Source organism: Streptomyces sp. NPDC002577 (assembly GCF_053594815.1).
Window position 1 is genome coordinate 270206 of the sequence record NZ_JBSFWK010000005.1, and the last position, 16851, is coordinate 287056.

A 16851-nucleotide genomic window follows, 5' to 3' on the forward strand; every position below is an offset into this window, starting at 1 on the left:
GCGGTGCGCTACGGAGCGGTGAGCCAGTCCCGCAGCCGCGTCTCGCACTCCCGCAGCTGGGCGACCGGCACGTACTCCCCCGCGGTGTGCGCCAGCGACGGGTCCCCCGGGCCGTAGTTGAGGGCGGGGGTGCCGAGCGACGCGAAGCGGGCGACGTCGGTCCAGCCCAGCTTGGGCCGCGGCTCGGCCCCGAGGACGCCGACGAGCGAGGCGACCGCGTCCTGCGCGAGGCCGGGCAGGGCGCCGGGTACGACCTCGGTGACCTCGATCGCGTAGTCGGCCTCGGGGAACTCGTCCCGCGGGAAGAGGGCGCGCACGTACTCCTCGGCCTGCTCGGCCGACCGGCTCGGCGCGAAGCGGGAGTTGACCGTGACCACGCACTCGTCCGGGACGACGTTGCCGGCGACACCGGAGCGTACGGCGACCGCGTTGAGCCCCTCGCGGTACTCCAGGCCGTCGATCTCGACCCGCTCGGGGGTGTGGTCGGCCAGGCGCTGCAGAACGGCGGCGGCGCGGTGCGCGGCGTTCACGCCCATCCAGGCGCGCGCGGTGTGCGCACGCTCCCCGCGCACGGTGATGTCGACCATCAGCACGCCCTGGCAACCCGCCTCGACACCCGCGTCGGACGGTTCCATGAGGATCGCCAGGTCGGCCCCCAGCAGGTCGGGGCGTTCGGCGGCGATCCGGTGCAGGCCGTTGCGGTCGCCCTCGACCTCCTCGCACTCGTAGAAGACGTACGTCACGTCGCGCGCGGCGGGTGCGGGCACGGTGGCGGCGAGCCGCAGGGCGACGGCGACGCCGCCCTTCATGTCGCAGGCCCCGAGCCCGTACAGCAGCTCGCCGTCCAGACGGGACGGGAGGTTCCCGGCGGCCGGGACGGTGTCGAGGTGCCCGGCGATGATCACTCGCTCGTCGTGGCCCACGTGGGTGCGGGCCACGACGGAGTTGCCGACGCGCTCGACCGTCAGGTGCTCCAGGGCGCGCAGTGCCGTCTCGGCGGCGTCGGCGAGCTGTGCCTCGTCGCCGCTCTCCGAAGGGATGTCGACGAGGGCGCGGGTGAGCGCGACCACGTCGGACGTGAGGTCGAGCGCGACGGCCATCAGGCGAGTTCACCATCCTTTTCCTGCAGGTCGGCGGCGCTTTGGGGGCGGGCGGCGCCACCGCGGTCGAGCTTCGAGTGCTTGATCCCGTACAGCCAGTAGATCACCAGCCCGACCGCCATCCAGACACCGAAGGCGATCCAGGTGTCCGCGCCGAGGCTGAAGAGCATGTAGCCGCAGAAGGCCACGCCGAGGACCGGCACCACCGGCGAGAACGGCACGCGGAAGCTGCGGGGCGCGTCGGGGTTGCGACGGCGCAGCAGGATCACGGCCGCGTTGACCAGCGCGAAGGCGAAGAGGGTGCCGATGCTGGTGGCGTCGGCGAGACTGCCGAGCGGGACGAGCGCGGCGAGCACGGCGATGAAGCCGGAGACGATCACGGTGTTGGCGCGCGGCACCCCGGTCCTCGGGTGGACCTTGGCGAACAGCGGCGGCACCAGACCGTCCCGCGACATCGCGAACAGGATGCGGATCTGCCCGTACTGCACGGTGAGCACGACGCTCGTCGTCGCGATGACCGCGCCGACGGACAGCAGGATCGGCCACAGGTTCCCGCCGCCGACCGACTGCACCAGCACCTCGCTGAGCGTGGCCTCGGTGCCCTCGAACTTCTGCCACGGCATGGCGCCCAGCGCCGCCACCGCGACCAGGCAGTACAGGGCGGTGACCAGCACCAGCGAGAGGATGATCGCGCGGGGCAGGTCCCGCTGCGGGTTCTTCGCCTCCTCACCTGCCGTGGAGGCCGCGTCGAAGCCGATGTACGAGAAGAAGAGCGAGGCCGCGCCCGCGCTCATACCGGCCGCGCCGAGCGGGAACAGCGGCTGGAAGTTGCCCGCGTGGAACGCCGTGAAGGCGACCGCGCAGAACATCACCAGCGAGGCGATCTTCACCGCCACCATGATCGTGTTGGCGAGCGCGCTCTCCCGCGCCCCGCGCAGCAGCACCACCATGGCGAGTACGACGATCAGCGCGGCCGGGATGTTCAGTACGCCGCCGTCGCCCGGCGGAGCGCTCAGCGAGTCCGGCAGCGTGACCCCTACGGTCAGCTCCAGCAGCTCGTTGACGTACTGCCCCCAGCCGACCGCGACGGCCGCGACCGAGACGCCGTACTCCAGGATCAGACACCAGCCGCACACCCAGGCGACGAGCTCGCCGAGCGTGGCGTAGGCGTAGCTGTACGAGGAGCCGGAGCCGGGGATCATGCCGGCCAGCTCGGCGTACGACAGGGCGGAGAACAGGGCGGTCACTCCGGCGAGCACGAAGGAGACGATGATCGCGGGACCGGCCTCGGGAACCGCCTCGCCGAGCACGACGAAGATGCCTGTGCCGAGGGTGGCGCCGACGCTGAGCAGGGTCAGCTGGCTCAGCCCCATCGTCCGCCGCAGCGGACTGCCTGAGGCTTCGGCGATCAGCTCGCCGAGCCCTTGACGCCGCGTCAACCGCGCCGCCAGCCCGCCTCGCTCCCCCGCACCCGGACGCGTACGGACCGTCTCCACAGCACCGCTCCCTCCACCACTCCGCCGCCCGTTCGGCCGCCAGGCCCTGATGATGCGAAAGGAGAACGGAGAGTCGGTGGGGAGATCGGCCAGAATCGAAGCCCAGGCTTTGACCATTCAGCCAAAGCCGACGCCGGGCACCGGACCAAGACTGCGGCCCCGGAGGGAACCGTCAGCGCAGGGCGTCCGCCACCTCCCGCGCCGCGTCCACAACACGCGGCCCCACCCGCTCCGGCACACAGTCCGACAACATCACGACACCGACGCTGCCCTCGATCCCGGTAACCCCGGTAAGCGGCGCGGCCGCCCCGCTCGCCCCCGCGTCCAGCTCCCCGAGGGCGACCGTGTACCCGGGCCCGGCCGACGCCCCCTGACGCGCCGCGAGGATCGCCCGCCCGGCCGCCCCCCGGTCCAGCGGGTGCCGGATCCCGGCGCGGTACGCCACGTGGTAGTCGGTCCACGTCGGCTCGACGACCGCGACGGCGAGCGCCTCGGCGCCGTCCACGAGCGTCAGATGGGCGGTCGCGCCTATGTCCTCGGCGAGCGAGCGCAGCGCGGGCAACGCCGCCTCGCGCACCAGCGGGTGGACCTGGCGCCCCAGGCCCAGCACACCGAGGCCGACGCGCGCCCGGCCGCCGAGATCACGGCGTACGAGGGCGTGCTGCTCGAGCGTGGCGAGCAGCCGGTACACGACCGTGCGGTTCACGCCGAGCTTGGTGGAAAGCTCGGTGACGGTGAGGCCGTGGTCGGTGTCGGCGAGCAGCTTGAGGACACGAAGTCCCCGGTCGAGCGTCTGAGAGGTCTCCGCGGTCACGACGCCCACTCCTTAGTGGTGAGGGTCGACGGCCCCTCACGGCGGATACGCCACCGGTCCCTCGGCGACGCAGTCAGGAGCCGCCGGTCGGCAAGCGGCCCGGGGTCGACCCGGGCGGGCACCGGCTGCACTCCGCGGCGGCGCTGCCACGAAGCGTGCGCGTTGCCGGGACAGTAGCGAGACAGTTCGGTGAGCGGAAGATGCCGTCCAGAATCCGGTCATGAACTGCACATCTACGCCAGATTTGCCCGAAATGTCGGACAACTCGGGTGCGGCTCACAACGACGGATGTCCTCACCGAACTCATCACAGAGGAGCCCAGCGGGGGCGTCACCGCATCCGCGTAGCCCACTCCTGCACCTTCGCGATCCGCTGCCGCAGCTGCCCCGCCGTGGCCTCCGCGCTGGGCGGCCCGCCGCAGACCCGGCGCAGCTCCGTATGGATCACTCCGTGCGGCTTGCCGCTCTGATGGACGTACGCGCCCACCATCGTGTTGAGCTGCTTGCGCAGCTCCAGCAGCTCCTTGTGGGAGACCACGGGCCGCCGCTCGGCGGGGAGTTCGAGGAGATCGGCCTCTTCGGCGGGCTTCTTGCGGCTGTGCGCGATCTGCCGTGCCTGCCGCTTCTGCAGCAGCATCTGGACCTGATCGGGCTCGAGCAGCCCGGGGATGCCGAGGTAGTCCTGCTCCTCCTCACTCCCCGGATGGGCCTGCATGCCGAACTCGGCGCCGTCGTACAGCACTCGGTCGAACACGGCGTCGGACTCCAGCGCCTCGAACGGGAGCATGTCCTGCTCCCCCGTGTCCTCGTCCTGCTGCTTGTTCGCCTCGTCCATCTCCTTCTCGGACTCGGCGTACGGGTCCTCCTCGCCCTCCTTCTTCGGCTTGTCGAGCACGTGGTCGCGCTCGACCTCCATCTCGTTGGCGAAGCCGAGGAGGTCGGGGATGGTGGGCAGGAAGACGGACGCGGTCTCGCCGCGGCGGCGGGAGCGCACGAAGCGTCCGACGGCCTGGGCGAAGAAGAGGGGCGTCGAGATGGTCGTCGCGTACACGCCGACGGCCAGCCGCGGCACGTCGACGCCCTCCGACACCATGCGGACGGCGACCATCCAGCGGTCCCGGTTGCTGCTGAACTCGTCGATCCGGTCCGAGGCACCCGTGTCGTCGGAGAGGACCAGCGTGGCCTTGGTGCCGGTGATCTCGCGGATCAGCTTCGCGTACGCGCGGGCCGAGTCCTGGTCGGAGGCGATGACGAGCCCGCCCGCGTCCGGTATGCCCTTGCGGACCTCGGTCAGACGCTGGTCGGCGGCGCGCAGCACGCTGGGCATCCACTCGCCCCGCGGGTCGAGGGCCGTGCGCCAGGCCTGCGAGATCGCGTCCTTGGTCATCGGCTCGCCGAGCCGCGCGGCGATCTCGTCACCGGCCTTGGTGCGCCAGCGCATGTTGCCGCTGTAGGAGAGGAAGATGACGGGCCGCACGACGCCGTCGCCGAGCGCGCTCCCGTATCCGTACGTGTAGTCGGCCGCCGACCGCCGGATCCCGTCGTTCCCCTCCTCGTACGTCACGAAGGGGATCGGGTTCGTGTCGGACCGGAACGGCGTACCGGTCAGCGCGAGGCGCCGCGTCGCCGGCTCGAAGGCCTCGAGGCACGCCTCGCCCCAGGACTTGGAGTCGCCGGCGTGGTGGATCTCGTCGAGGATGACGAGGGTCTTGCGCTGCTCGACGCGGTTGCGGTGCAGCATGGGCCGCACGCCCACGCCCGCGTACGTGACGGCGACCCCCTGGTACTCACGGCCGAGCGGGCCCGCGCTGTACTCCGGGTCGAGCCTGATCCCGATCCGGGCCGCCGCCTCGGCCCACTGCTTCTTCAGATGCTCGGTCGGCGCGACCACCGTGACCTGCTGCACGACATGGTGGTGCAGCAGCCAGGACGCCAGGGTGAGCGCGAACGTCGTCTTGCCGGCGCCGGGCGTGGCGACGGCGAGAAAGTCCCGCGGCTGCTCCTGGACGTACTTCTCCATCGCCCCCTGCTGCCAGGCACGCAGCTTGCCGGCCGTGCCCCAGGGGGCGCGGCCGGGGAAGGCGGGAGAGAGGTGGTGTGAGGAGGAGTTGGTGGCGGCGGCGGTGGTAGTCACGGTCTCCGGTTCGGGGGTTGGGCGGCTCGGCTACGTATGACAACCGGGCCACCCTACCGGTGACCCCACCCGCCCCATGGGTCAATGACGCCGCTTTTGCGTCGGTTGCGACATGGGTCACAGCGGTGATCTCAGTGTGCGTACCTGGGGAGCTGTTCAGCGATCTTTGGTACCGCGCGGTCCCACGCAGTGTCACCGCGCTTCGGGCTGCCGCAGCCGGGTCGCCACCCATGCCCCCGCCAGCGCCACCACCGCCATCGGCAGGAACACCGCCGCGAACGCCGCCGGATGCGAACCCTGCGCCGCCTCGGCCGCCCCGTGGGCGACCGAGGCCGCGGCGCCCACCGCGCCGCCGCCCAGCGCGGCGAAGGCGGCGCCGCCCGCCGCGAGCAGCAGCACGTTGGACAGGCCGTCCGAGATCTGCAGCGCCGCGGAGTTCGCGCCTGCCTCCTCCGGCGGTGAGAGCTTCAGCAGGAGCACGCTGGTGGAGGAGATCACGAGCCCCATGCCGAAGCATCCGAAGGCCCAGGCCACGGCGACGGTCCAGGCCGGCACAGCCGGTATCAGCACGCTCGGCGCCACCGCGATCCCGGCCGCGACCAGCACCATGCCGAACACCGTCAGCCGCTCCCTGTACGGCTCCACGCGCGGCCGCGCTTGGACCCAGCTGCCCAGCGCCCAGGTCCCACCGCCCGCCGCGAGCGACATCCCGGCCAGCGTGGGCGACAGCCCCCGCTGGGTGACCAGCATCAGCGGTACGAAGGACTCGGCCGCGATGAAGGACCCGGCCGCTACCCCGCGCAGCAGCACGACGGACGGCAGGCCGCGGGCCGCACGGCAGGTGCCGCGCGGAAGGAGGCCGAGGACGGCCGGGACCAGAAGCGCCGCACCCGCCACGGCAGGGGCGAGCGACCACCACTCCACCCGCCGGCCGGACGCGGTCTGGGCGGCGTACTGGAGGAGCCCCGCGCCGAGCGAGATGCCGAGCGCCAGCCGGATGCGCCGGCCGTCGAAGGGCGCAGGGACGGCCCCTTCCGGGGGCCCTGACGCCTTGCGCCGTATCTGCGGCAGGGCGAGCGCCAGAGGAAACACGACGAGTACCGGGATACCGAGGAACACCCAGCGCCAGCCGAGGTTCTCGGTCACCGCTCCTGCGGCCAGCGGGCCGACCACGGACGGAACCACCCAGCTCGCCGCGATCGCCGCCATGATCGCCGGCCGCAACCGCTCCGGGTAGGCGCGGCTCACGACCACGTACAGCGCGACGATCACCAGCCCGCCGCCGAGCCCCTGCACCGCCCTGCCCAGGATGAACAGCCACATCGCGCCCGCCGTGCCGGAGAGCAGCAACCCGGCCGCGAACCCGGCTATACCGGCCGTCAGCGGCGCCAGCGGCCCGCGCCGGTCGGCCCACTGGCCGGACAGCACCATCCCGAACAGGCTCGTCGTGAAGTACCCCGAGAACGCGAACGCGTAGAGCGAGACGCCGTCCAGGTCCGCCGCGGCCACGGGCATCGCGGTGCCGACCGCGGTCGCCTCGAAGGCGATCAGCAGGACGACGGAGACGACGCCGACGCTGAGGGCCCGGTGAGCGCGACCGAGCACACCCTCGGCCCCGCCGTCTCCGCCTCCCCCACCGACGGCACCGGCCGTGGCGGCGCGGGCCGTAGCGGCGCGGGCCGTAGCGGCGCGGGCCGTAGCGGCGCGGGCCGGAGTGGCGTCTCCAGCGGCGGCGTCTGCAGCGGCTACGACAGCCTGGGCGACGTCGGTGTCGCGCGGTTCCGGGACGGTCATGGCGGCAACAGTAAGGGTCACAGCCCGGGTTGGCTCCTGTCTGGAGACCATGACCGGCTGGTTCCTTGGTCCTACGACCTTCTCGACCGCACCCATCCCGCCCATCCCGATCCCCCTCCCTTCCGGAATGTGTCGCTCCATGAACGCCGTATGGCAGTCCCATTGCAGACCGTGCGCATCCCTTGAGCCCGCCGTGACCGGCCGCCTACCGTCGAGACATCGAGTTCGAGGCATCAAGTTGGAGGCATCGAGTTCGAGACAAGGCCGTGTGCCCGAGTGGATTAGGGACTCGCCTGCAAAGCGGGTTACGTCGGTTCGATTCCGATCACGGCTTCTATCACCTGAACAGGCAAAACGAAGGGGCGGCACCCTCGCAGGGTGCCGCCCCTTCGTTCGTCCGTCTCAGTTTCCGTCTCAGTTATTCACTCGTCGTCTCAGATGATTCGGAGTCGGCGAGCACGCAGTTGAACCCGGGCGGGGCCAACTGAGAATTCCGCCGACCTGGCATCTCTCTTCTTCTGGTCACCGCAGGTCACGGCCCTAGCCATGGACCAGATCATCTGAGACGGGACAGGTGACACCGACGCCTGCCGTAACTGAGTGAGTACTGCACAACCTGAATCCCTGCAGGTCAGTGGTACTGGCATGGGAGACCGGTGGCGTACTTGCCCTGGTCGGGGGCGGGAGGCTGGAGCGTAGATCATCCGACACGGGAGGGATGGGGTTTCCCGCTTCGGCCGCGCCGCGGGCGGCGGGGTTCCTTCGATCCCGGGCACGAGGGGGTCGCGCCGTTCGGGAGGGGAATCGCGTCGTCGCTGGTGAAGATCGCGGCCCGCCTGGCCGAGGCGCTGGCCCAGCAGTTGGTGGAGAAGGACGTCGGTTCCCGGCGGGACAATCTCGTCAATGCGGTTGCTGTCTGGCGCCGCGTCGCCGAGGTGACGGCGGCGCGCGTTGCGGCGGGGCGGCCGGCATCAATGCTGCCTCCGTCATCGAGGGGTTGCGCTACCGGGAGTGTGAGGGGCGGCCCTCACACAGGGCCGTCTGGACGGCGGCCTCCATGTCGTCGTCCTGCGCGTCCGTGCCGCCCGGGTCGACGTTGGCCATCACCGTGGCCTGCCTGCCGTGGGTGGTGGCGCCGCCCGCGGTCTGGTAGCCGAAGATGTCGCCGCCGTGGCCCCAGTACACGCCGCCGCAGGGGGTTAGCTCCTTGCTCTCCAGACCGAGGCCGTACTCCCGGCCCTTGTCGCCGGTCGGGTGGGTCGTCATCATCGCCTTGAGCTGGGCCGGGCGCAGCAGCCTGCCGCCAACCAGTGCGCCGAGGAAGCGGTTGAGGTCGCCGGCGCTGGAGATCATCTCGCCGGAGGCTCCCGCGATCGACGGGTTGATCGCGGTGAGGTCCATCAGCGGCGCGCCCTCACCGGGGCGCACGTAGCCGCGCGGGTGCGGGCCGTTGATCGCGGTGGCGTCGCCCGGCACAGATGTCTGGCGCAGGTGCAGCGGCTCGATGATGCGTCGGCGGATTTCCTCGCCGTAGGGGTGGCCGGTCACCTTTTCGATGAGCATCCCGGCGATCAGATAGTTGGTGTTGGAGTAGCGCCAGCTCTCGCCGGGCTTGAACGTCCGGGGTTGGGCGAGCGCGAGGTTGACCAGGTCGCGGGTGTCGTGGTGGGCGAGCGGGTCCTCGAGGATCTCCGCGGGGCTGAGGAAGGTGAGGTAGTCGGGCAGGCCGCTGGTGTGCTGGAGCAGCTGACGGACGGTGATCTTCCGGTCGTCGTTGTCGTGGCCGCGGAGGAGATCGGGCAGGTAGCGCGCTACGGGCGCGTCGAGGGCGACGCGATGTTCTCCCACCAGCTGGAGCACGACCGTGGCCACGAAGGGCTTGGTCATGCTGCCGATCCGGAATCTGCTGTCGGGCGCCACCGGGGCGTTGCTGTTCACGTCCGCGACGCCGCTGGTCAGCACCCTGAAGCCGTGCCGATCCCGCGTTTGCAGGAGCGCGCCGGGCGCACCGTCGGCCGTGGTCAGCCGGTGCATGAGCGCACGCAGCTGCGCGTCGTCGCCGGTGGTGGCGGGCTGTGCGGCGGTGGACTCGGCCGTGGTCGCGGCGGTGGCGGCGCCTGCCGGCAGCGCGCCTGCCACGGCACCGATTGCCACGGCCAGAGTGAGTGCCCCACCCAGCGAACGCTTGTACTTGATCACGTGTTCCTCCTTGACAGCCGGCAAGATCACCGCGGATGACGGTGGCCCGTGACGCAGAGCCTTCAACCCCCGCTCTGCGCAGGCAGGTTCAGCATGTCGAAGCGGTAGGGGCGCGGCGATGGGGTGATCATCCGGATCGGAGGTGGGGATAACCCCCTGTTACGTGCGATGGCGCAACTCGGCGATGCCCGGGCGGACACGAGATCGGTGGCCGCCCGCGTGGAGTCCAGGGCATGCGTGATCGATGGCGTCCCACCGTGTGACCGATCACGGCTTCTGACGCCTTGACCGTCCGTCTTCATCGCGCGGCGAGTGGGGCCGTCAGGGACCGGCGACGGTCGAGTGCGAGGATGAGGCGCATGACAGCTGAGGACGGATACCTGCTGGTCAACCGGCAACGCGAGGCCGGTCGGCGCTTCGACGCCTTTGCGGAGCTCTTCGATCCTTGGACGCTCGACCACCTCGACCGACTGGGGCCGGCGGCAGGGTGGCGCTGCTGGGAGGTGGGAGCGGGCGGGCTCTCGGTGCCCACTGCGCTTGCCGGGCGAGTCGGGCCCACCGGGCAGGTGCTGGCGACGGACATCGACACCTCCTGGCTGACCGGCCTGACCGCCACCACCGGCCCGGTCGAGGTGATGCGTCACGACGTGGTCCGGGACGAGCCGCCGGCCGGCGGCTTCGACCTGGTGCACGCGCGACTGGTGCTGGTGCACCTGCCCGACCGGGCTGAGGCGCTGCGCCGGATGGCCGCAGCGGTGCGGCCCGGCGGCTGGCTGGTGGTGGAGGACGCCGACCCGGCGCTCCAGCCCCTCGCCTGCCCCGACGAGCGCGGTCCGGCCGAGGAGCTGGCGAACCGGATCCGCCGCGGGTTTCGCGCGTTGCTCGCCCAGCGCGGCGCGGACCTCGCCTTCGGCCGCTCCCTGCCTGCCCTGCTGCGCGGCGCCGGGCTGCGCGATGTCCGGGCCGAGGGCTACTTTCCCCTCACCTCTCCGCCCTGCCGGGAGCTGGAGGCCGCGACCGTGCGTCAGCTGCGCGAGCAGCTGGTGGCGGGCGGGCTGGCCACCGACGCCGAGATCGACCAGCACTTGGCCAATCTCCGCGGAGAGGAGCTGGACGTCACCACCGCCCCGCTCATCACCTGCTGGGGTCGCCGCCCCGAGTAGGCCGCTCACGAGAGATCGAAGCGGCTCCCGGACTCGTCACCGTCACCCCGGTGCATCAGCCACAGGGTCCAGACGAGCGTGGATATGTCGGCGTCCAGCGGGCGGGGAGTGCCGTCCTGGGCGCTCCAGCCGAGGATCGTGCCGGTGGGTCCGTCGACGACGAGGTCCGTGCCCTCGACGAGGCGCCCGAGGCGGATCAGCTGCGACGCCCGCTCCGGGAGGACGGCATCTGTGTCGGCGCCGAGACGGTCGTCCGCGTAGTACTCGGCGAGCGTCGGCAGCGGCACGTCCGTGTCCAGCTGGAACACGAAGCCGTCCTCGGGCAGTCCGACGTCCTTCAGGAAGCGGCGGGTCGGCTCGTGGGTGAGGGCCCGCGGAAAGTCGACGTCCTCGAAGCGCATCACCGCGCCGTGCCCGAACTCCTCCTCCAGGAGCCGCTGCGGCAGGTCGAGCGCGAGGTCCGAGCCCTGACGCAGCTGTCCTTCGAGCTCGGCGATCACGTCGGTCGCAGCACTCCCATCGGTCGTGACAGCAGTCGTCATAGCGGACGTGATAGCGGTCGTCCTAGCGGTCGTAACGGTCTTGCTCATGACTCCCCCATGCTCCCGTGCAGACGGCATCCGGCCACGGCCGCCCCACGGCCGTTCCCCCCTGCTCAAGAACCCTACGACCCACCACTGACAACGCCCCGCCCAGGCGCCGTCACCCCACCCGCGCCTCCTCCCCTCCCGCCAGGGTCGACTGCACCAGACGGCGGAAGAGGTCCCCGCATCACGTGAGGTACACGCCACCGAGCACGACGGCGATCGCCGCCAGTACGAACACCAGGATCCACACCAGCAACTTCCCGACGCTGGGCGGCGGTTCGTACCGAGGAGGCTCCGGTGCGGTCATCGGTCCGTCACCACCGCGGCCTGCGGCCGGATCGGCAGCCGGTTCACGGGGCGTCCGGTCGCGGCCCGTACGGCCGAGGCGATGGCCGCCGGCGAGGTGACCACAGGCACCGCGCTGACCGACTTGGCACCGAAGGGCGCCACCACGTCGCGCTCCTCCACCAGCTTCACGATGCGGATGTCCGGGGCGTCGAGCGCGGTGGGCAGCGCATAGCCCGTCAGGTCGGGGTGGCGGACCAGGCCGCGCGGGGTGCGCAGGTTCTCCGTGAGCGCCGCGCCGACGCCCTGCGTGACGCCCGCCTCGATACGGGCCTTCAGCTGGGCGGGGTTGAGGACGCGGCCCACGTCCTGCGCGACGGCCAGTTCGACCACGCGCACCGAGCCCAGTTCGATGTCCACGTCCACCACCGCGCGGATCGCGCAGAACGCGAGACCGACGAACGCGTCGCCCTGGCCGGAGTCGTCGAGCGGCTCCGTCGGATGCGGGCGGCACTGGGCCGTGGCCCACAGCTCCTTGCCGTCCATCGCCTCCGTGACGGTCGTGGACAGCACCCCGTCGTACGAGGTGATCTTGCCGTCGGTGATCTGGAGCAGCTCCGTCGACATCCCGAACTTGTGCGCGAGGGGCTGCAGAAGCTGCGTACGGACCATCTTGGCCGCCCGCTCCACCGCACCGCCCGACACCCAGGTGTGGCGCCCGCGGCAGCCGGGCCCGGCAGGCGGCTGATCGGTGTCGACGGACGCGACGTGCACCTCGTCGATGCCGAGCGTCTCCTGGACGATCTGCCGGGCGAGCGTCGAGAAGCCCTGGCCGGTCTCGACGGCGGCGCACAGGACCGTGGCGACGCCGTCCTGGACCCGCACGGTGGCCGTGGAGACCTCGTCGGCGCCCTCGGCGCCCAGCATGTGCACCATGCCCAGGCCGTAGCCCACGCCGCGGCGCACGGCCCCCGGTTCGCTCGCGCCCTCCGGGCCGCCCGGCAGGACCCACTCGTCCTCCGGGGAGTCCTTGGGCAGCGGGGGCAGCGGGAAGTCCCGTACGGCGGTGAGGAGTTCGGAGACCGGGGCCGGGCAGGTGACCGTCTGGCCGGTCGGCAGGACGTCGCCGGTCGACATGACGTTGCGCTGCCGCAGCTCCGCCGGGTCGATGCCGAGCTTCTTGGCGAGCTTGTCCATCTGCGCCTCGTACGCGGCGCACACCTGCATGGCGCCCTCGCCGCGCACATGGCCGGACGGCGGGTTGTTCGTACGGACCGCCCAGCCCTCGATGAACGCGTTCGGGACGACGTACGGCCCGCAGGCGAAGGAGACGGCGGCGGCGAGCGCCTGCGACGAGGTGTCCGCGTACGCGCCCGCGTCGAGCAGGATCTGCGCCTCGACCTTGACGAGGCGGCCCTCGGCGTCCGCGTGGTGGCGGTAGCGCAGCAGGGTGGGGTGGCGGTGCGCGTGCCCGAGGAAGGACTCCTCGCGCGTGGCGGTGAGCTTCACCGGGCAGCCGGTCTTGAGCGCCAGCAGACCGAGCGGCAGTTGGAAGCCCGGGTCCTCGCGGTCGGCGGTCGCGCCGGGCACGCCGGTGACGACGACCTTCACGCGCTCCGGTTCGATGCCGTAGACCGCGGCCGCCGTGTCGCGGTCGGCATGCGGGTCGGTGGAGGCCACGTACAGCTCGACGCCGCCGTCCGGGCGGGGCACCGCGAGCCCGGCCTCCGCGCCGATCGGCGCGGGGTCCTGGCGGCCGATGCGGTACAGGCCGTCGACGACGATCTCGCCCGTCGCCTCCGGGTCGCCGTGGCGCAGCGGGATATGGCGGATCAGATTGCCGTCGGGGTGCAGGGGTTCGGCCTCGAAGGCCTTCTCCGGGTCGATCACCGGGTCGAGTACTTCGTACTCGACGATGACGGCGGCCGCGGCCATCCGGGCCGTGTCCGGATGGTCGGCGGCGACGGCGGCGATGGGCTCGCCGTGGTGGCGTACGACCTCGGAGGCGAAGACGGGGCGGTCCGTGCTGCCGCGGCCGTGCACCGCGGCGCCCGGCACGTCCTCGTGCGTGACGACCGCGCGGACACCGGGCATCTCGCGCGCGTGGGTGGTGTCGATCGAGACGATACGGGCGTACGGGTGCGGGGAGCGCAGGATGCCGGCCCAGAGCAGGCCCTCGGCCCACAGGTCGGCCGCGAACGGGAAGGTGCCCTCCGTCTTGGCGCGGCCGTGCGCGGAGGCGAGCGAGGCGCCGATGCCGTGCTGCCGCGCCTCGGGGTTCGCGGCGGGCTTCACGCTCGTGCCGGCAGGGGTGGTGGCGGTCGCGGCTGCGGCGTCGTTACTCATGCCGTGCTTCCGTCCTGGTCGTCGTACGGCCCTTGTGCCTGCTCGTCGTACGGGCCCTGCGCCTGGTCGTCGTACCGGACCTGCGCCTCGTGTGCCGACGGGTTGACGCCGCCGGCGCCCGGGCCCGCCTGGTGCGGGATGCGCACCTCCGCGGCGCCGGCCGCGGCTTCCGCGTCTGCCTCTGCCTGGGCTTCGGCCTCCGCCTCCGCCTCCGCTTCTGCCTCCGCCTCCGCGGCCCTGGCGGACGCCTCTCGCTCGGCGACGACCTCGCGTACGGCGTCCAGGACACCCCGGTAGCCGGAGCAGCGGCACAGATTGCCGCAGAGCGCCTGGCGGGTCTCGCGCTCGGACGGTGCGGGGTTTCCTTCGAGCAGGTCGTGGACGGTCATCGCCATGCCCGGTACGCAGAAACCACACTGCACCGCGCCGCAGCGGGCCAGTGCCCGCTGGACGTCGGAGGACTGCCCGTCGGCGGCCAGGCCCTCGACGGTGCGCACCTCGCTTCCGGCGGCGGTGACCGCCGGGACCAGGCAGGAGGCGACGAGCCGGCCGTCCACCTGGATGTTGCAGGCACCGCACTCACCCTGTGCGCAGCCGTCCTTGGCGCCCGCCAGACCGAGCCGCTCGCGCAGCACGTACAGCAGCGACTCGCCGATCCAGGCGTCGGTGACGGGGCGGTCCATCCCGTTCACGCGCAGGACGTAGGAGGCGAGGGGGTGCTCGTCGTGAAGGGCCGGGGCGGCCCCGTCGCCGTCGGCGGGACCGGACTGCGGGGCGTCTTCGGCGGAGTCCGTGTCCGTCCCCGTGTCCGTCCCCGTGTCCGTGGCGTCGGCGGCGGGCTCGGGCTGGTGGTCGGGTGATGCTTCCGCGGGCTCCGGCGAGTCGCCGGATTCCACCGGGCCCCCGGAGTCCACCGAGTCGCCGGGCACCTGCGCTCCCGCAGCAGCCGCGTCATCGGCCGAAGCCGCGTCATCGGCCCGCACCGCCTGCGCGGCCGACACCGTCTGCTCGGCAGCATGAGCGTGGTCCGGGAGGGCCGCCTCGGAGCCGGAGGGTTCCGGAGAGGAGAAGTCGGCCGATGTCAGGGGAGCCGATGTCTGGGGAGCCGCTGCCGGGAAGACCACGGGCGACTCGTCGCCGGCGGGCTCTGCCTCCGCGGCAGGCGTCCCAGGCTCCGGATGGTGACCGGCACCGCTACCACCGAAATCCGCGCCGCTGAAGCCCTGTTCGACCTCTGCGGCGTGGCCCGGGTGCAGGCCCGCCTGCGTGTGGTGCCCGGCCTCCGAGGAGCCGCTCCACGACTGCCCCGCGTCGGTCTCCGTCGCCCATGGCGCGGGCGCACCGCCCGGCAGCGTCGCCGGAGGCGTGCCGCCCCACTGGGATGCGAGCGCCGAGGCGCTGAACTCGCCCGACTCGTCAGGAAGATCGCCCTCGGCGACGGGGATCGACCACTGTCCAGTCACGTCGGACGACCCCGTGTGGGGCTCTTCCGCCTCTGCGAAGGACCACTGCCCGGTCATGCCTGGGTCGTACGAGAACGGCTCGTGGGGGGCGTGCGGGTCCTGTCCGCCGTACGCCCCCTGACCGCCGTACACGTCCTGCCCGCCGTACAACTCCTGGCTGCCGTACGGGTCCTGCGGGGCCCCCGGCACGTGGTCCGCAGGCGCGGCGGCACCCGTCCCCGCGCTCGGCGTCCCTTCCGGGTCCGGCCACTGCACCGTCTGTACATGCGCGTGCCCGGCGGCGTCCGTCTGCACGTGCCCGGTGCCACCGTGCACGCCCGGAATCACCCACGCGCCCGTGGCCGCCGGATCGGTCGCCCCGCCCCCCGCCGGAGCGACCGTTATGGGCGGCGGCACGAAGCCGTGTCCGGGCGCCGCGAGCGGGTCGCCGGTGTAGCCGTCGAAGCCCCCTTCGGGGAGCTTCACGAACGCTGTGGCGTCCGAGTCGTACTCGCCCTGGGGAAGCGGCTCCCAGGCACCCGGCACGCCTGTCGGGCCGCCGTTTGCGTGGTCGTCGTGGTGGTCGGTCACGACAGCGCCCTCCCCAGTGCTCGTCGGGCCAGCACGGCGACGGTGCGCCGCAGGTGCAGTACGGCGGGCGGCAGCTGCTGCGGGGTGCCGTCCTCGGCCGGGGCCAGGTCCGGGATGCAGGCCGCGGCGACGTACTCGCCGAACGCGGTCAACGCCTCGGGAACCAGCGACCGCTCACCGTCCCAGTCGATCAGCGAGGCGACCCACTGCTCGGCCTCGAGGGGCCGCAGCGGCATCGGCGCGACGGCGCCCACGGCGCACCGCACGCCGCGCCTGGCCGGGTCGAGCACCAGAGCCACGGACGCGGTCGCCCGCCCCGGTCCGGTGCGTCCGGTCGCCTTCAGGAAGACCTGCGGGGCGTGCAGCAGCGGCACGCGCACGTACCCGATGAGTTCGCCCGCGCGCAGCATCTCCATGCCGGCGAGCAGGTGCGAGACGGGCATCTCGCGGCGGGCGCCGTCCGGGCCCGCGATGATCAGCGTGGCCTCCAGTGCGGCCAGGACGGGCAGCGCGTCGCCGGTGGGGGCGGCGGTGACGATGTTGCCGCCGAGCGTGCCGGCGTTGCGGATCTGGGGCGGGCCCGCGGCGCGCGCGGCGGCGGCGAGTGCGGGGATGAGGGCCGCGAAGTCGGGGCGGCCCATGCGCGCGTGGGTGAGGCCCGCGCCGAGCAGCGCGTGTCCGTCCTGGTACTGCCAGCCGCGGATCTCGCTGATACGGCCGAGTCCGACGAGCGCCGCGGGGCGCAGCAGACCGGAGTTGACGGCGGCCATGAGGTCGGTGCCGCCCGCCACGGGCACCGCGGCGGGCATGGCGGTCAGGGCCGCCACGGCCTCGTCCAGCGAGCCCGGCAGCGTCACGGACTGCGCCGCCTGCGGTGCATGCGTGGTCAAACCGGCTGCCC

At 72.4% G+C, this 16851-nt stretch carries 12 protein-coding genes and 1 tRNA gene; 2 read left to right on the forward strand and 11 right to left on the reverse strand.

Annotated features, from left to right (window positions below; genetic code table 11):
* Positions 1–8: 8 nt before the first annotated feature.
* The 5 genes from dapE to ACWD4J_RS10495 all read right to left on the reverse strand — a co-directional run bounded on the left by dapE (position 9) and on the right by ACWD4J_RS10495 (position 7337).
* Entirely contained in the window at positions 9–1100 is a 1092-nt protein-coding gene (dapE, locus tag ACWD4J_RS10475; protein WP_451394922.1) for a succinyl-diaminopimelate desuccinylase, read from the reverse strand.
* Positions 1100–2596, reverse strand: a complete 1497-nt coding sequence (locus ACWD4J_RS10480) for an amino acid permease (RefSeq protein ID WP_451394923.1) — start codon at positions 2594–2596, stop codon at positions 1100–1102. The genes dapE and ACWD4J_RS10480 overlap by 1 nt, the downstream gene beginning before the upstream one ends.
* Positions 2597–2768: 172 nt before the next feature.
* The gene (locus ACWD4J_RS10485) at positions 2769–3410 is read right to left on the reverse strand and encodes an IclR family transcriptional regulator (RefSeq protein ID WP_451394924.1); all 642 of its coding nucleotides are present in this window, start codon (positions 3408–3410) and stop codon (positions 2769–2771) included.
* A 330-nt stretch (positions 3411–3740) separates the two neighbouring features.
* Positions 3741–5543, reverse strand: a complete 1803-nt coding sequence (locus tag ACWD4J_RS10490; RefSeq protein ID WP_451394925.1) for a DEAD/DEAH box helicase — start codon at positions 5541–5543, stop codon at positions 3741–3743.
* A 192-nt stretch (positions 5544–5735) separates the two neighbouring features.
* Complete coding sequence (locus ACWD4J_RS10495) at positions 5736–7337, reverse strand: MFS transporter (protein WP_451394926.1); 1602 nt, start codon at positions 7335–7337, stop codon at positions 5736–5738.
* Positions 7338–7599: 262 nt separating this feature from the next.
* On the opposite strand from ACWD4J_RS10495, the gene ACWD4J_RS10500 reads away from it, so the two are divergent.
* A tRNA-Cys gene (locus ACWD4J_RS10500) sits at positions 7600–7671 on the forward strand.
* A gap of 668 nt (positions 7672–8339) precedes the next feature.
* Here the strand turns inward: ACWD4J_RS10500 and ACWD4J_RS10505 are convergent.
* On the reverse strand, positions 8340–9536 hold the full coding sequence (locus ACWD4J_RS10505; RefSeq protein WP_451394927.1) for a serine hydrolase domain-containing protein: 1197 nt from the start codon (positions 9534–9536) through the stop codon (positions 8340–8342).
* Positions 9537–9895: 359 nt separating this feature from the next.
* On the opposite strand from ACWD4J_RS10505, the gene ACWD4J_RS10510 reads away from it, so the two are divergent.
* Positions 9896–10699, forward strand: coding sequence for a methyltransferase domain-containing protein (locus tag ACWD4J_RS10510; protein WP_451394928.1), 804 nt, complete (start codon positions 9896–9898; stop codon positions 10697–10699).
* 5 nt (positions 10700–10704) lie between these two features.
* On the opposite strand, the gene ACWD4J_RS10515 is transcribed toward ACWD4J_RS10510, so the two are convergent.
* The 5 genes from ACWD4J_RS10515 to ACWD4J_RS10535 form a co-directional block, all read right to left on the reverse strand.
* Entirely contained in the window at positions 10705–11241 is a 537-nt protein-coding gene (locus tag ACWD4J_RS10515; RefSeq protein WP_451394929.1) for an SUKH-4 family immunity protein, read from the reverse strand.
* 229 nt (positions 11242–11470) lie between these two features.
* Complete coding sequence (locus ACWD4J_RS10520) at positions 11471–11593, reverse strand: hypothetical protein (RefSeq protein WP_351287787.1); 123 nt, start codon at positions 11591–11593, stop codon at positions 11471–11473.
* Positions 11590–13917, reverse strand: coding sequence for a xanthine dehydrogenase family protein molybdopterin-binding subunit (locus ACWD4J_RS10525; RefSeq protein WP_451394930.1), 2328 nt, complete (start codon positions 13915–13917; stop codon positions 11590–11592). Before ACWD4J_RS10525 ends, ACWD4J_RS10520 begins: the two co-directional genes overlap by 4 nt.
* Positions 13914–15950: a 2Fe-2S iron-sulfur cluster-binding protein gene (locus ACWD4J_RS10530; RefSeq protein ID WP_451394931.1), complete on the reverse strand. Its 2037-nt coding sequence runs from the start codon at positions 15948–15950 to the stop codon at positions 13914–13916. The genes ACWD4J_RS10525 and ACWD4J_RS10530 overlap by 4 nt, the downstream gene beginning before the upstream one ends.
* Positions 15947–16840 carry an FAD binding domain-containing protein gene (locus ACWD4J_RS10535; RefSeq protein ID WP_451394932.1) on the reverse strand — a complete coding sequence of 298 codons (894 nt, stop codon included), beginning with the start codon at positions 16838–16840 and terminating at the stop codon, positions 15947–15949. Before ACWD4J_RS10535 ends, ACWD4J_RS10530 begins: the two co-directional genes overlap by 4 nt.
* Positions 16841–16851: the final 11 nt, after the last annotated feature.

Coding starts and splice junctions, on each gene's coding strand:
- ACWD4J_RS10510 (WP_451394928.1), top strand. CDS start 9,896: ATGACAGCTGAGGACGGATACCTGCTGGTCAACCGGCAACGCGAGGCC.
- ACWD4J_RS10495 (WP_451394926.1), bottom strand. CDS start 7,337: ATGACCGTCCCGGAACCGCGCGACACCGACGTCGCCCAGGCTGTCGTA.
- ACWD4J_RS10525 (WP_451394930.1), bottom strand. CDS start 13,917: ATGAGTAACGACGCCGCAGCCGCGACCGCCACCACCCCTGCCGGCACG.
- ACWD4J_RS10520 (WP_351287787.1), bottom strand. CDS start 11,593: ATGACCGCACCGGAGCCTCCTCGGTACGAACCGCCGCCCAGCGTCGGG.
- dapE (WP_451394922.1), bottom strand. CDS start 1,100: ATGGCCGTCGCGCTCGACCTCACGTCCGACGTGGTCGCGCTCACCCGC.
- ACWD4J_RS10515 (WP_451394929.1), bottom strand. CDS start 11,241: ATGACGACTGCTGTCACGACCGATGGGAGTGCTGCGACCGACGTGATC.